At 63.4% G+C, this 14,077-nt stretch carries 12 protein-coding genes and 1 tRNA gene; 11 read left to right on the plus strand and 2 right to left on the minus strand.

Features of this window, described 5'->3' with window-relative positions:
* Genes petA through EEB18_RS17845 form a run of 4 tightly spaced genes read left to right on the plus strand, consistent with a single transcriptional unit; the run spans position 1 to position 3,271 of the window.
* On the plus strand, positions 1-558 hold the full coding sequence (gene petA / locus EEB18_RS17830) for a ubiquinol-cytochrome c reductase iron-sulfur subunit (RefSeq protein ID WP_056350967.1): 558 nt from the start codon (positions 1-3) through the stop codon (positions 556-558).
* Between the two features lie 13 nt (positions 559-571).
* Positions 572-1,852: a cytochrome b gene (locus EEB18_RS17835; protein ID WP_056350969.1), complete on the plus strand. Its 1,281-nt coding sequence runs from the start codon at positions 572-574 to the stop codon at positions 1,850-1,852.
* A gap of 31 nt (positions 1,853-1,883) precedes the next feature.
* On the plus strand, positions 1,884-2,693 hold the full coding sequence (locus EEB18_RS17840) for a cytochrome c1 (protein ID WP_056350971.1): 810 nt from the start codon (positions 1,884-1,886) through the stop codon (positions 2,691-2,693).
* A gap of 23 nt (positions 2,694-2,716) precedes the next feature.
* The gene (locus EEB18_RS17845) at positions 2,717-3,271 is read left to right on the plus strand and encodes an adenine phosphoribosyltransferase (RefSeq protein ID WP_187139777.1); all 555 of its coding nucleotides are present in this window, start codon (positions 2,717-2,719) and stop codon (positions 3,269-3,271) included.
* Positions 3,272-3,299: 28 nt separating this feature from the next.
* Here EEB18_RS17845 and EEB18_RS17850 read toward each other — a convergent pair whose 3' ends face one another.
* Positions 3,300-3,464 carry a hypothetical protein gene (locus EEB18_RS17850; RefSeq protein WP_187139778.1) on the minus strand — a complete coding sequence of 55 codons (165 nt, stop codon included), beginning with the start codon at positions 3,462-3,464 and terminating at the stop codon, positions 3,300-3,302.
* 156 nt (positions 3,465-3,620) lie between these two features.
* Positions 3,621-4,385, minus strand: a complete 765-nt coding sequence (locus tag EEB18_RS17855) for a DUF1134 domain-containing protein (protein ID WP_187139779.1) — start codon at positions 4,383-4,385, stop codon at positions 3,621-3,623.
* Positions 4,386-4,635: 250 nt separating this feature from the next.
* On the opposite strand from EEB18_RS17855, the gene EEB18_RS17860 reads away from it, so the two are divergent.
* The 7 genes from EEB18_RS17860 (at position 4,636) to EEB18_RS17890 (ending at position 14,055) form a co-directional block, all read left to right on the plus strand.
* Positions 4,636-4,728: transfer RNA gene (locus EEB18_RS17860), tRNA-Ser, on the plus strand.
* A gap of 510 nt (positions 4,729-5,238) precedes the next feature.
* Complete coding sequence (locus EEB18_RS17865; RefSeq protein ID WP_187139780.1) at positions 5,239-6,135, plus strand: LysR family transcriptional regulator; 897 nt, start codon at positions 5,239-5,241, stop codon at positions 6,133-6,135.
* Positions 6,136-6,358: 223 nt separating this feature from the next.
* Entirely contained in the window at positions 6,359-7,528 is a 1,170-nt protein-coding gene (locus EEB18_RS17870; RefSeq protein ID WP_187139781.1) for a P1 family peptidase, read from the plus strand.
* On the plus strand, positions 7,525-8,661 hold the full coding sequence (locus EEB18_RS17875) for an NAD(P)/FAD-dependent oxidoreductase (protein ID WP_187139782.1): 1,137 nt from the start codon (positions 7,525-7,527) through the stop codon (positions 8,659-8,661). Before EEB18_RS17870 ends, EEB18_RS17875 begins: the two co-directional genes overlap by 4 nt.
* A gap of 53 nt (positions 8,662-8,714) precedes the next feature.
* On the plus strand, positions 8,715-9,698 hold the full coding sequence (locus tag EEB18_RS17880; protein ID WP_187139783.1) for an isoaspartyl peptidase/L-asparaginase family protein: 984 nt from the start codon (positions 8,715-8,717) through the stop codon (positions 9,696-9,698).
* Between the two features lie 524 nt (positions 9,699-10,222).
* A complete protein-coding gene (locus tag EEB18_RS17885; protein WP_187139784.1) occupies positions 10,223-13,114 on the plus strand; it encodes a TonB-dependent receptor plug domain-containing protein in 2,892 nt (963 codons plus the stop codon).
* Complete coding sequence (locus EEB18_RS17890; RefSeq protein WP_187139785.1) at positions 13,114-14,055, plus strand: alpha/beta hydrolase; 942 nt, start codon at positions 13,114-13,116, stop codon at positions 14,053-14,055. Before EEB18_RS17885 ends, EEB18_RS17890 begins: the two co-directional genes overlap by 1 nt.
* Positions 14,056-14,077 lie beyond the last annotated feature (22 nt).

The raw sequence follows: 14,077 nt of genomic DNA on the forward strand, positions 1-14,077 counted from the left end.
ATGGCCAGTGAAACCGAACACACCGCCGGAATCGAAGACGGGGTGCGCCGCCGTGATTTCATCAACATTGCAGCGGTCAGCTTTGCGGGGGTCGGTGCGGCCGCGGTCGTGCTGCCGCTGGTCAACCAGATGAACCCGTCGGCGGACGTGCTCGCGCTGTCGACGACCCAGATCGATATTTCGGCAATCCAGCCGGGCCAGGCGATCAAGACGAGCTGGCGCAAGCAGCCGGTGTTCGTTCGCAACCTGGTCGCCAAGGAAATCGCCGAGGCGAAAGCGGTGCCGCTGGGTGACCTGCGCGACCCCGAAACGATCGACCAGCGGACCAAGCCGGGCAAGGAAAACTGGCTGATCACGCTCGGCGTCTGCACCCATTTGGGCTGCGTGCCGCTCGGCGCTGCTGAGGGCGAGAATCGTGGCGATTTCGGCGGCTATTTCTGCCCGTGCCACGGGTCGCACTACGACACCGCGGCGCGCATTCGTAAAGGTCCGGCACCCAAGAATCTGGTTGTGCCGCCTTATAATTTTGACAGCGACACCGTCGTGACGATCGGCTGAGGAGCGAGATAAGATGAGCTTTCCCTGGGCCAAGCAATATCAGCCGCAGCATCCGTTGATGCAGTGGCTGGACGAGAAGCTGCCAATGCCGCGCCTCGTCTACAACGCGATCGGTGCCGGCTATCCGGTGCCGCGCAACCTCAACTATTTCTGGAATTTCGGCGTCCTCGCCGGCGCCGCGCTGGCGATTCAGATCATCACCGGCATCGTGCTGGCGATGCATTATGCCGCCAATGCGGGCGTCGCCTTCAATTCGGTCGAGCATATCATGCGCGACGTGAACGCCGGCTGGTTCATCCGCTATGCGCATATGAACGGCGCGAGCATGTTCTTCATCGTCGTCTATCTCCACATCTTCCGCGGCCTTTTCTACGGATCGTACAAGGCGCCGCGCGAAATGGTGTGGTTGCTGGGCGTCGTGATCTTCCTGCTGATGATGGCGACCGCCTTCATGGGCTATGTGCTGCCGTGGGGCCAGATGAGCTTCTGGGGCGCGCAGGTGATCACCGGCTTCTTCTCGGCGATACCGCTCGTCGGCGAACCGGTCCGCGAATGGCTGCTCGGCGGCTTCGTCCCCGACAATGCCACGCTCAACCGTTTCTTCTCGCTGCACTATCTGCTGCCGTTCGTGATCGCGGGTGTCATCATCCTGCACATCTGGGCGCTGCACATCCCGGGTTCGTCGAACCCGACCGGCATCGAAGTGAAGGACGAACAGGACACCGTCCCGTTCCACCCCTATTACACCGCGAAGGACGGCTTCGGACTCGGTATCTTCCTGCTCATCTTCGCCGCGCTGACCTTCTTCAGCCCGAACATGCTGGGCCATGCCGACAACTATATCCCGGCGAACTCGCTTTCGACCCCGGCGCACATCGTTCCCGAATGGTATTTCCTGCCCTTCTACGCGATCCTGAAGGCCTTCACCTTCAACTTCCTGTGGATCGACGCGAAGCTGTGGGGCGTGATCGCGATGTTCGCTTCGATCGCGGTGCTGTTCTTCCTGCCCTGGCTCGACAGCTCGCCGGTCAAGTCGTCGACCTATCGCCCGATCTATCGCTGGTTCTTCTGGGTCCTGGTGATCGACGTGTTCATCCTGGGTTTCTGCGGCATGCAGCCGGCCGAACAGCCCTATGTGATCATGAGCCAGATCGGTGCGATCTATTATTTCGCCCACTTCCTGGTGATCCTGCCGATCGTGTCGCGCATCGAACGTCCGTTGCCGATGCCGAATTCGATCACCGAGGCGGTTCTCGCCAAGCATGCCGACACGCCGTCGGCGGCCACGGCCTGAGCGCCGGACTTTAATAGGAGCTGATACAGCCATGGTTCGTCCGCTCGGATTCCTCGTCGGCCTCGGTTTCATTGCCGCGCTGGTGCTCGCGATTCTCACGACGCCGCTCAGCAATGAAGAGAATGTCGCCCACAAGTTTCACGAACATCCCAAGCATCTGAAGCTCGCCAGCGACGGCCTGCTGCCCCATTGGGACAAGCAGCAGCTGCAGCGCGGCATGCAGGTGTACAAGGAGGTCTGCTCGGCCTGCCACAGCCTGCACCTCGTCGCCTTCCGCGACATCGAGGCGCTGGGTTACAGCGAAGGCCAGGTGAAGACCTTCGCCAAGGGTTTCCAGGTTCCGTCGATCAACCCCGACACCGGCGAACCGGCAACCCGCGATGGGCTGTCGTCGGATTATTTCCCGTCGCCCTATGCCAATGAAACCGCGGCGCGTGCGGCGAACAACAATGCGTTGCCGCCCGACCTGTCGCTGATCACCAAGGCGCGCGAAGGCGGCAAGGACTATGTCTATTCGCTGCTGACCGGGTTCAAGAACCCGCCGGCTAACCTGCCCGCCGAACTCAAGCCGGGCACCGGGCTGCACTACAACCCCTATTTCGCGAACCTCAATCTCGCGATGGCGCCGCCGCTGGCTCCGAACCAGGTCACCTATGCCGACGGCACCAAGGCGACGGTCGACCAGATGGCCAAGGACGTCACCGCGTTCCTCGTCTGGACCGCCGAGCCGAAGCTGGTGAAGCGCGTGCAGGTCGGTTGGGCCGTCGTGATCTTCCTGGCGATGTTCAGCGTGCTCGCCTATCTGTCGTACCGGAACATCTGGGCCGACAAGAAGCATTGAGCGGACTAGGGAGGGCGCGTCCCATGATCGCCCTCCCGCCGCAGCCGGACCTCGACCTCGCGTCGCTGGTCCGCACCATTCCCGACTTTCCCAAGCCGGGCATCCAGTTTCGCGACATCACGACACTGATCGGCGACGCCGCCGGCTTTTCCGAAGCCGTGCGGCGTCTTTCCGTTCGCGCGGCAAGCCATGCGCCTGACCTGATCGTTGCGGTCGAGGCGCGCGGCTTCCTGTTCGGCGCCGCGATGGCGACCGCGATGGGGCTGGGCCTCGTGCCCGTGCGCAAGGCGGGCAAGCTGCCCGGCGTCACCATCGGGGTCGATTATGAACTCGAATATGGCGTCGACCGGCTCGAACTGCACGAAGGCGCGGTGCTGCCCGGCCACCGCGTGGTGTTGGTCGATGATCTGCTCGCTACCGGCGGCACGATCCTCGCCACTGCCGAACTGATGCGCAATGCCGGGGCGGAGGTTGCTGCCGCGATGTTCGTGATCGACCTGCCCGATCTCGGTGGGTCGCAGCGGCTGACGGCGGCCGGACTGGCGTGCGAGACGCTGATCGCCTTCGACGGAGATTAGGCGGTTGGTCTCGGACCTTCGAGGCCGTTTAGCCGCCCTCGGCCCAGCGCACAATGCGCGCCCACAGTGGCAAGATGGCCGAGAGCGCAAGCAATATGGCGGCAGGAACCCAGATCAGCACCGAATATTTATAGAATTGTAGCGCCAAACCCGGATCGTTGCGATTGGCCGGCTCGATTACCGGAAATGCCACGACCCGGATGATCGCAATCAGGACGAGGAAAATTCCCCATTTGAAAAGCCGTGAAGGTGGGAGCATCGGACTTGGCTATCACGACTCTTGTCCTACGCAAAACGCCCGCACCTTTCAGCGCGGGCGTTCGAAGCGTCCAAGGGGGAAGGGCGCTTTTTAGAAGGGGACCCAGTTCTGCTTCTTGCGGAACTTCATATAGCCGACATTGGCGCCTAACCGTGCGCCGACGCCGACGCGGATCGGGATCAGCACCACGTCACCACGGCGCAGGTACGACGCGTTGAAGCCGCCGATCAGATAGGCAGCGCCTTCACCCGCCGGATAGCGCTTGTAGAGATCCTGGGTGTCGAACAGATTGTAGACGAGGACGAAGGTGTTGCCCGCGTTGGCGCCCGCGTCGAAGCCGATCGACGGGCCGGTCCAGTAAGCGGGCATCTCGCCCTCGATCTTGTGGAACAAAGTGCCCGAGCCGTAGCGCACGCCAAGCACCAGCGCGCCGCCGGCTTCGCGGCCGACGATATAGGCATTGGGTTCGCCTTGTTTCTTGAGGATGTCCTCGATCAGCCCGGCAAGGCCCTGTGCGCCCTTACCGAACACGCCCTCAGCGGCGCCGATCAGATCGTCCTTCTTGTAGGTCGAGCCCGGGGGTGCGTTCGTCGCCGCAGCTTCGGGACCGGTGGTCGGGGTCGCCGCCGTGTCGGGTGAGGTTACCTGATCGCCGGTCGCGAGATCACTGTCATAGGACGTATCGCCGCTCGTCGTGCTGGTGGCTGGCGGCGGCGGGGCCGGGTTGTCGAGATCGGCATCGATCGCGCTGTTGGGATCGATCTGCGTCATTTGCGCCGCCGCAGGTAGCGGCGACACGGCGAGGCCGATCGAAGCGATGGCCATCAAGGCGAGACTGGAAAGCGACTGACGCATGATATTCCCCCAAATTCCGGGCCGGCGACGCGCGATCGCGCCGCAGGGCAGTATTTACCATGACTCCAATTGGCCGGCGGGCAATGAACCGGCGATGACCTGAGTCGATTTTGCGCCAGGCCGAATCGATTTCGGCGCCGATCCGATGCTCGGGTGCAAAAAAATGGCAATGTTTGCCGTTGCGGGGTGCGAGGCGGCTGGCTATAGCGACCCGCCTAAGCCAGCCTGTCGTTAGCGCGACAGACCATGCGGAGACGTGGGTGAGTGGCTGAAACCAACGGTTTGCTAAACCGTCGTACTGGTAAATCCGGTACCGAGGGTTCGAATCCCTCCGTCTCCGCCACCTACCCTTCCGCAGGGGTCCGTCTCAGTCCACAGAGATTGAGCTTTTCCCAGAAAACCAGAGCTTTTCGGATTCGCTCGTCCGCGACGTCTTTACGCGGCTCGGCGAGGCGACGGCGTGCGGCCTGAAGAGCCGCTTGGTGCGCGGTTTGCAGGAGGATTCTCGCGCCGCCAGCGTTTCGCCGCGATCGACTTGCCGAACAGCGCGCGGGCCATGCCCTGCCGGGTCGTCTCCTGCATGGGGCCTCGCGGAGATTGAGTCCGGTTATGCGGTGCTCGACGAGGATTGGCAGGGTGCCTTGAAAGCGGACATTCGTATTTCACCGTCATCGACTATATCCGCCAAGCCGGATTTAACCCGGCGACATGTCCTTGCTGGTACTCGCCCGGCGGGCTAGTGGAGCTGAGCGTAAGTGCTCGCGTTCATTTTGAATGCGCAATCAATTTTGCCGTTCGCACGTCAGGCAACCATCGCGACACGATATTCGTCCGAGCGACAACAGGATGCGTAGTGAAACTTCGCCAGATTGAAATCTTCCACGCCGTTTATGTGACTGGCTCGGTCAGCGCCGCGGCGCGGGTGCTGAATATTTCGCAACCGTCGGTCACGAAAATCTTGCGTTATGCGGAGACCAGCCTCGGGCTGTCGTTATTCGAACGGACGAAGGGGCGCCTGGTCCCCACCGAGGATGCGCACGAGCTTTTCCTGGAGGTGGCGGAGGTCCAGAAGCGTGTCGACCAGCTCCGGCGGGCGAGCCGCAACCTGCGGTTCGGGCAAGGGCGGACACTGCGCGTTTCGGTGCTGCCGTCCCTCGGGCTCGGGGCGATACCGGACGCGGTGACAGCGTTTCTGGCCAAGCATGAAGGCGTGTCGCTGGAACTGCACACGGCGCATCACGACGACATGGTGCGCAAGCTTTACGAGCGGGAAACGGACCTGGTCATCAGCTATGACGTGCCGTCGACCGCCCCCGTCGGCTTCGACGTGCTGGGCACGGGAGAATTGGTCGCGGTCTATAAACCGGGCGCGATTCAATGCGACGCGCCGCGCATGCCGCTGAACGCTCTGGAGGGGCATCGGTTCATCACCACCGTCAAGAGCGGTCCGATGGGCAATCTGCTGTCCGAGGAACTCGCCCAGACGGGGGTGATGCTGAACGACGTCGTCTCGTCCCAGACCTTCTTTGTCGCGGCGGCGCTTGTCCGGTCCGGGGCGGGCGTATCGATCGTCGACAGTTTCACGGCGCAGGCGACCGCTACGCCCGACATCGCCTTCAAGCCGCTCCAGCCGCCCATCCCGTTCAACGTTTATGCCATCTATCTGCAGAACCGGCCCCCGTCGAAATTGGCGACCGTTTTGCTGAAGCATCTGAAAAGCGCCTTTCAAGCCTATAGAAAATTTCTATAGGCCGCTGCCGCATAGATATTGTTCGGATCGTCCGTCGCGGATTAGGCAAGCAACATCTGTCAGTCAGCAAAGCGGATCATTGCGCTTGTCCTTCGATATTTGTGGTATTTCCGGGGTCGTATCCAGCCAATGGTCCGGCCTGGGCAGGCTTGGCCATCGCTTGAGGCGAGGGCGGCGTGGGACGCTGGCCGCATTGCTGGCCGGTGCCGGGATTGCGATAGGCATGGGAGGAATCGGATCGTCCTCGGCGCAGGTCGTCGACCAGCCGCGCGTCCACGCTCGCGACATTGGTATCGCGCCGGGAATATTTGCGCCCGGCCCTCTCAATTCCATCACCGACGTCGATGGCGTGCGAGTTGGCCAGGTGACACGTATCGAGGGCGCCGACGTCAGGACCGGCGTCACGGCGATCTTGCCGCACGGCGGCAATATTTTCCAGGACAAGGTGCCCGCGGGTATCGTCGTCGCCAATGGATTCGGCAAATTTGCGGGCGCGACGCAGATCGCCGAGCTGGGCGAGATCGAGACGCCGATCGTCCTGACCAACACCTTGAGCGTCGCGCCGGCGATCGATGGCATTCTCGACTGGACCCTGACGCGGCCCGGCAATGAACATGTCCGGTCGGTCAATGCGGTGGTGGGCGAAACCAACGACAGTGTGCTCAACAACATCCGCAAGCGGGTGATCGGCCGGTCTGACGTGATCGCGGCCATCGAGGCCGCGACCGGCGGCCCGGTTGCGGAAGGCAGCGTGGGCGCCGGCACGGGCACCATGGCCTTTGGCTGGAAAGGCGGTATCGGCACGAGTTCGCGCATGCTCCCACCGGCGCTGGGCGGCTATCGTGTCGGCGTGCTGGTGCAAACCAATTATGGCGGGACGCTGACGATGGATGGCGTCCCCGTCGGCAAAGCCTTGGGGCGCTATTATCTGCGCGAGCATAGCGAGCGGGCGTCGGCCGACGGGTCGATCATTCTGGTCGTGGCGACCGATGCGCCGCTCAGCGACCGGAATCTGACCCGGCTCGCCCATCGTGCAATCGCAGGTCTGGCGCGGACCGGGGCAGCCTTTTCAAACGGGTCCGGCGACTATGCCATCGCTTTCTCGACCGCCGACGGAGTTCGCCGGACGGCAGCACGGCGAGCCGGCGTCGCGGCCTATCCCGAACTGGCCAATGACGAGATGTCGCCGCTGTTCGTGGCGGTGTCGGAAGCGGCCGAGGAAGCAATCTATAATTCGCTGCTGATGGCGACGACCATCGACCGGCAGGCGACGGCCGAAGCCGGAGCGGCGAGGGGAGAGGCGCTCGACATCGCGGCGGTCAGGCAGGCGATCGCACGCTATCGACCGGCGGCGACACGGCGCCCGGCGCCGGCGAAGGGGAATGTCCGTTGAGGCGGGTCGACATATTGGTGATCGGCGGCGGGATTGCCGGCGTGTCGGCGGCGGCGCGGTTCGCGCAGCGGTCGGAAACCATCTTGCTCGAACGCGAAAGCGCGCTTGGCTATCATTCGTCGGGGCGCAGCGCGACCTTCTATCATTTCGGCATCGGCGATGATGCGGTGCGCGGGCTGACGGCGGCCAGCCGCCACTTCTTCGCCAATCCGCCGGGTGGAGAGGAACTGCCGCCGCTGTGGCAGACGAAATCGGCCATGTTCTTCGCAACGGCCGAAACGATGGACCAACTGACGGCGCTCGAAACCGAAATGCGGCGCTTTTCTGACAATATCTCGCAAGTGGGACCGGCTGAGATGCAGGCGATTGTCCCCGTGCTGAAGGTCGGGACGGGCGGCGCGGTTGCCGGACTGGTCGATACGGGTGGTCGCAAGCTGGACGCCGATCTGCTCCTCCAAGCCAATGCGCGCGCGCTGCGGGCGGCAGGCGGCGAGATACATTTCCACGCCGGGGTTACGGGTATCGCGCACGACGGGGCCGATTGGATCGTCGATACGGTGGAGGAGAGTTACGCAGCCCGGATCGTCGTCAACGCAGCGGGCGCCTGGGCGGATGAATTCGCGGCGATGGCAGGCGTCCGCCCGCTCGGATTGATCCCGCTCCGGCGGACTATCATCGGCTTTGATCCGCCACAGGGTCTCGATGTGTCGGACTGGCCGTTTCTCAAGACGGTCTTCGACGATGGCTTCTACATGTTGCCCGATGCCGGCCGGCTCCTGGCTTCTCCCATGGATGTCACGCCATCGCCGGCGTGCGATGCCCAGCCGGAAGATTATGAAACGGCGCTTGCCGCGTGGCGCGTCGAAGAGGCGACGACATTGTCGGTGGACCGGATCGCGCTGAAATGGGCCGGTCTGCGAAGCTTCGTGGCGGACAAGGTGCCCACCGCCGGGTTCGCGCCCGACGCGCCAGGGTTCTTCTGGCTCGCCGGGCAGGGCGGTTACGGGCTGCAGACGTCGCCCGCGATGGCGCTGGCCGCCGAAGCCCTGTTGTTCGAGCTTCCCTGGCCCGAACTGCTTCGCGAACATGGCGTCGAGCCGCGCCAGATCCGGCCCGAACGCTTGCGCATCTGATGCCCATGGCCGGGAGATGGTTTTTGGGACGATCCTATCGGGAGTAATCTTGCATGCGTTTCCTGACCCTGCTCGGCGCGCTCTGCGTCGCGACAACACCCTCCGCCTATGCGCAGGACAAATGGACGATCGTCATTCATGGCGGGGCCGGGGAGATGGCCCGGGGCAAGACGTCGCCGGAGCAGGATCAAGCGCTTCGTGCCGGTCTGAATGCGGCGCTCGATGCGGGGGCCGGCGTGTTGGCCGCCGACGGCAGCGCGCTGGACGCCGTCGAAGCGGCGATCAAGGTGCTGGAGGATGATCCGCGCTTCAATGCGGGGCGCGGCGCCGTCTTTACCTGGGACGGGCGCAACGAACTCGACGCCGCGATCATGGACGGGCGCACCCGCGCGGCGGGTGCGGTGGCGGGTATCACGCGCACGCGCAATCCCATCAGCCTCGCGCGGGCGGTCATGGAAAAAAGCCCGCACGTCTTCCTTGGCGGTGAAGGAGCCGACCGTTTCTCGATCGAGCAGGGATTGCCGCAAGTCGATCCTTCCTGGTTCGCGACCCCCGAACGTCGCAAGCAGCTCGAACGGATGAAGGCCGACAAATTGAGCTGGTACGACGTCGACCTGAAATTCGGAACCGTCGGCGCCGTCGCGATCGATGCCGATGGCAATGTCGCGGCGGCGACGTCGACGGGCGGACGAACCGGAAAGCGCTGGGGACGCATCGGCGACGCTCCGGTGATCGGCGCGGGGACCTATGCCGACAACCGCGCTTGCGCGGTCTCCGCAACGGGGGCGGGCGAATATTTCATCCGCGTCGGCGCGGCGCACGAGATTTGCGCGCGTATCCGCATGAAGGGTGAGACGCCAAAGGCGGCGGCGGATGCCGTCATGGCCGAGATCGGGCAATTGGGCGGCACCGGCGGGGTGATCGTCACCGGACCCGGCGGAACGGCGGACTGGTCGTTCAACACGCCCGGCATGTCGCGCGGTAGCGCCAGCAGCACCGGCGAACGCAAGGTGGCCCTCTACGGCGACGAGGACTGAACGCTTCCAGGCGCGGACAGCCGCCTGGAAGCCTGTGTCATCGCACGAAATAGCCGGCATTGCGCCAGGATATTTGTTGGCGGCGGAGCGTGGATATGCTCCTGCCGACGGACGGCGTCGGCGACCTATTCCCCTCAGGCATATGCCGACGTGGTCAAGCGGCTGCCGATCATCTGTGCATGGCACCGGGCATTGCCGTCATTCCGCCAAATCGGGAGAGAAATCCTGGGTCGCTGCCGGCGTCTGGCTCAAAATCCATAGAAAATTTCTATAGGTAGGGGAAGCCTTGATATTGGCCTTGTTTCCCTTCGCCGGTTCAACTGTCCTCCTCGGTCGGGCTGGTCTGCCTGATCGACCGAGGCTGCTTTATGCTGCGACGGCTGTCGGTCGGCGAATGCCCGCCGGACCCGCTGATACGCACCAAAAGCCGGAAGGAGAAGCGACGAGCGGCTTTGCGCCCCGGTCTTCTTCTTCCTGTTCAAGGAGGAACGCCACTTGTTGGTCGTGAAAAAAAGGGGGTCGAGATGGTGAGTTTCAGGAAATCTTTTGCGGTCGCGTTGCTGACGATGGTGTCGAGTACCGCGATGGCGCAGGATCTGACGTCGGGCACAGAGGCCGAAGGTGAGGCCGTGGCCGACGGTGAAAGCATCGTCGTCACCGGCACGCGCATCAAGCAGGATGGTTTTTCGGCGACGGTGCCAATCAACATTTTGGGTGCGGAAGAACTGGAAGCATCGGGCAAGACCGATCTTGGCCAAATCCTTGCCGAAATGCCGGGCGTTAACCTCGTCGACACCACCGTCGGGCAGCCGAACGGGACCATTCAGAACGCCGGCACCAGCACGGTCGCGTTGCGCGGCCTGTCGAGTTCGCGCACGCTGACGCTGATCAACGGACGGCGCACGGTTGCCAATGCCGCGAACCGCAGCGTGGTCAGCCTGAACACCATTCCCGTCGATTTCGTCGAGCGCGTCGATGTCATCACCGGCGCCGCATCGGCGGTCTATGGATCGGACGCGATCGCGGGCGTCGTCAACGTCATCACTGAATCCAAGCTCGAAGGCCTGCGTCTGCGCGGTCGCATCGGGTCTGCACTGACCGGCGGCGGCGGGGCTGAGGAGGCGATGGTTGCTGCCACTTTCGGCGCCAAATTCGCAGACGGCCGTGGCTATTTCGCGATCAGCGGCAGCTGGGACGACGATGGCGGCCTGCTCGCGCGCGACCGCCTTGCCCGCGCGACCAAGAACTGGACTTTCGCTTCGGGCACCAACACGATCAGCGACCCCGCGCTGAGCACCGATACGCCGGGCGGACGCTTTCGCGGCGGCGCCTTTTTCTATGACGACGCCGGCACGTTGCGCACGGGATTTGTGACCAATCGCGACGGCTATAACGATCGCTTCGATGACACGCTGCGCCTGCCGCGCACCGTGATGGCGCTGGCCGGCAAAGCGAGTTTCGAAGTGTCGGAGGCGTTCGTCCCCTATGTCGAGGTGCAATTCTCCGACCTCGACACCTTCTACACCCGCGCGCCCTATGGCTATCGCGATTCGAGCACGGTGTTCCTTCGCGACGAGATCGGCGTTCCGCTTCCGGGCCTGCCGACCTTCGCGATCGGGCGCATCTCGCGCGACAATCCCTTTGTTCCGACCGAAATCCGCGCCGGCGCTCCGGCCAGCGGCATCGATTGGCGGCGGCGCTTCGACGAACTGGGCAATCGCGACACGATCAGCGATCGCGACACGCTGCGCGTCTGGGGCGGCGTCCGCGGCAAGCTGGGCGGCGACTGGACCTATGACGCGACCTATTCCTATGGCACCTTCGACCAGGTCCAGACGCGACTGAACAATATCAACCTGCAGAATCTGAAATATGCACTCGATGCCGAGCGTCTGGCGAGCGGCGTGATCCAGTGTCGCGATGCCACCGCGCGCGCTGCCGGCTGCGTTCCGATCAACATCTTCGGCGTCGGGACGATCACGCCGGAGGCGGCGAATTACATCCGCCATGATTCGACATTCTACACCAAGCTGCGTCAGGACGTGTTCCAGGCCTTTGCCACCGGTTCGATCTTCGAGCTTCCGGCGGGCAAGGTGCAGCTTGCGCTCGGCGGTGAATATCGCCGTGAAAAGGGCACGTCGGGCAGCGATGCGCAGACGCTTGCGGTCATCTCGAACGTTGCGGCGGTTCCGAGCTTCAGCGGCAGCTTCAACGTCAAGGAAGCCTTTGCCGAACTTTCGGTCCCGCTGCTCAGCGGCAAGCCGTTCTTCGAGGAACTGAAGGTCGATTTCGCGGGCCGCGTGTCCGACTATAGCCAGAAGAACGTCGGCACGGTGTACAGCTATCATGCAGGCGCCGACTGGATGCCCGTGGAAGGGCTGCGTTTCCGTACCCAATATGGCACGGCGCAGCGCGCGCCCAGCCTTCCCGAACTTTATTCGCCGCCGCGCGACGACACCGACACGGTGGTCGACATCTGTTCGGGCATCACGGCAACGACCGCCGGCACGGTTGCCGGCAATTGCCGCCTGAACCCGGGCATCGCGGCGACGATCGCCTCGAACGGCGTGTTCACCCAGTCCTCCACCTCGATCCAGTCGCCCAATATGGGCAGCCTGGCTCTGCGTGAGGAAAAAGGCACGACCTTCACGCTGGGCACGGTGATCTCGCCGCGCGCGCTGCCGGGGCTCAACCTGTCGGTCGATTATTACAACATCAAGGTGACCAATGCGATCTCGGCGCTGGATAACGAGATTTTGCTGCGTCAGTGCTATTCGGACGCGACGAATTTCGCCGGCAACGAGTTCTGCCAGTCGGTGATCCGCGGGGCCGACGGCCAGATCCTGCAGATCAACCAGGTGCCGCAGAACCTCGATCGCATCTCGACGTCGGGCATCGATACGTCGTTCGCCTATCGGCTGCCGCTGGAAGGGGTCGGTGTCGCCGGCGACCTGCGTTTCGATTTCAACTGGACGCATGTGATCAAGAAGGAAACCCAGTATCAGGGGATCAACGGCACCGAAATTTCCAATACCAGGGGGCAGATTTCCTCGCCGACCGACGTTGTCCGCGCCCGGATCGGGTACACGAACAAGCTGTGGAACATCGACTGGCGCGTGCGTTACATCGGCCCGATGGTGTCGTCGAACGATCGTGTGGCGGCGGCCGAAGCGGCCGGGTTCGCCAATCCGCTATACCTCTATTATGGCGCCTATTGGCGGCACGACATCGGGGCGAGCATCCGGCCCGAATTCGGTGGCGGCAAGTGGCGCCTGTCGGTTGGCATCACCAACCTGTTCGACAAGACCGGGCCGAATGTGCCCGAAGGTGCGACGCCCTTTGACGACAATGGCTATATCCTCGACTATGGTGTTGTCGGACGCTCGGGCTTCGCGTCGATCGAGGTGAAGTTCTGATGCGCCGGCGGAAGGCGTCGGCGCGAGCCATCGGTCTGGCGATGCTGGTCCTGGCCGTGGCGGGAGGGACCATCGGCTCCACCGCCCTGGCCCGGGCGGCGGCCCCCGCCAAGGCGGCGAAGGACAAGGCGCCGGCCTTGCCGGACCTCAAACCCGGTGCGGGGAGCTTCCTTTTTTCCGGCTGGGCCGGAAAGCCGCTCCGCGTCCATTATTACCTGCCCGACAAGGTGACCGAGACCACGCGCATCCTGTTCGTCATCCATGGTGCCGGGCGCAATGCCGACGGTTACCGCGACGCGTGGATCCCCTACGCCAACGAGGGGCAGTATATCGTCCTGACTCCCGAATATTCGAAGGAGGATTTCCCGACCTCGCTAACCTATAATGTCGGGCATATCGTCGACGAAGCCGGCAATCCGCGGCCGCGCGAACAATGGTCGTTCGCGTCGATCGAACCGATGTTCGATGCTGTTCGCCAGGCGACGGGCACCAAGGTGCCCCGATATGCGATCTATGGCCACTCGGCAGGGGGGCAGTTCGTGCATCGTTTCGTCGAACTGTGGCCCGACGCCCGCTACAGCCGGGCGGTCGCCGCCAACGCCGGCTGGTACACGATGCCCGATCTGGCGATCCAATATCCCTATGGTCTGAAGGGTGCACCGACCGACGCCGCCGGATTGAAAGCGACACTGGAAAAACCGTTGACGATCCTGCTCGGCACAGCGGACACCGATCCCAATCATCACCAGCTTTCGCGGACGCCTGAAGCGATGACGCAGGGCGTCCACCGGCTGGCGCGCGGCGAATTCTTCCATGCCTATGGCCGCAAGGTGGCGCATGAACTGGGCGCCAAATTCGCATGGAAGCTCGATTACGCGCCGAACATTGCACATAGCAATACGGGCATTAGCCAATACGCGCAGAAGCTGGTCTGGGAATAACCCTACCCAACAGGGTGGTCGA

This window comes from Sphingopyxis sp. OPL5 (assembly GCF_003797775.2).
GTDB lineage: Bacteria > Pseudomonadota > Alphaproteobacteria > Sphingomonadales > Sphingomonadaceae > Sphingopyxis.

What these genes read in the sequence shown, in the direction of transcription:
- petA (WP_056350967.1), top strand. Translation starts at nt 1, where the DNA reads ATGGCCAGTGAAACCGAACACACCGCCGGAATCGAAGACGGGGTGCGC.
- EEB18_RS17835 (WP_056350969.1), top strand. Translation starts at nt 572, where the DNA reads ATGAGCTTTCCCTGGGCCAAGCAATATCAGCCGCAGCATCCGTTGATG.
- EEB18_RS17840 (WP_056350971.1), top strand. Translation starts at nt 1,884, where the DNA reads ATGGTTCGTCCGCTCGGATTCCTCGTCGGCCTCGGTTTCATTGCCGCG.
- EEB18_RS17845 (WP_187139777.1), top strand. Translation starts at nt 2,717, where the DNA reads ATGATCGCCCTCCCGCCGCAGCCGGACCTCGACCTCGCGTCGCTGGTC.
- EEB18_RS17855 (WP_187139779.1), bottom strand. Translation starts at nt 4,385, where the DNA reads ATGCGTCAGTCGCTTTCCAGTCTCGCCTTGATGGCCATCGCTTCGATC.
- EEB18_RS17870 (WP_187139781.1), top strand. Translation starts at nt 6,359, where the DNA reads ATGGGAGGAATCGGATCGTCCTCGGCGCAGGTCGTCGACCAGCCGCGC.
- EEB18_RS17880 (WP_187139783.1), top strand. Translation starts at nt 8,715, where the DNA reads ATGCGTTTCCTGACCCTGCTCGGCGCGCTCTGCGTCGCGACAACACCC.
- EEB18_RS17885 (WP_187139784.1), top strand. Translation starts at nt 10,223, where the DNA reads ATGGTGAGTTTCAGGAAATCTTTTGCGGTCGCGTTGCTGACGATGGTG.
- EEB18_RS17890 (WP_187139785.1), top strand. Translation starts at nt 13,114, where the DNA reads ATGCGCCGGCGGAAGGCGTCGGCGCGAGCCATCGGTCTGGCGATGCTG.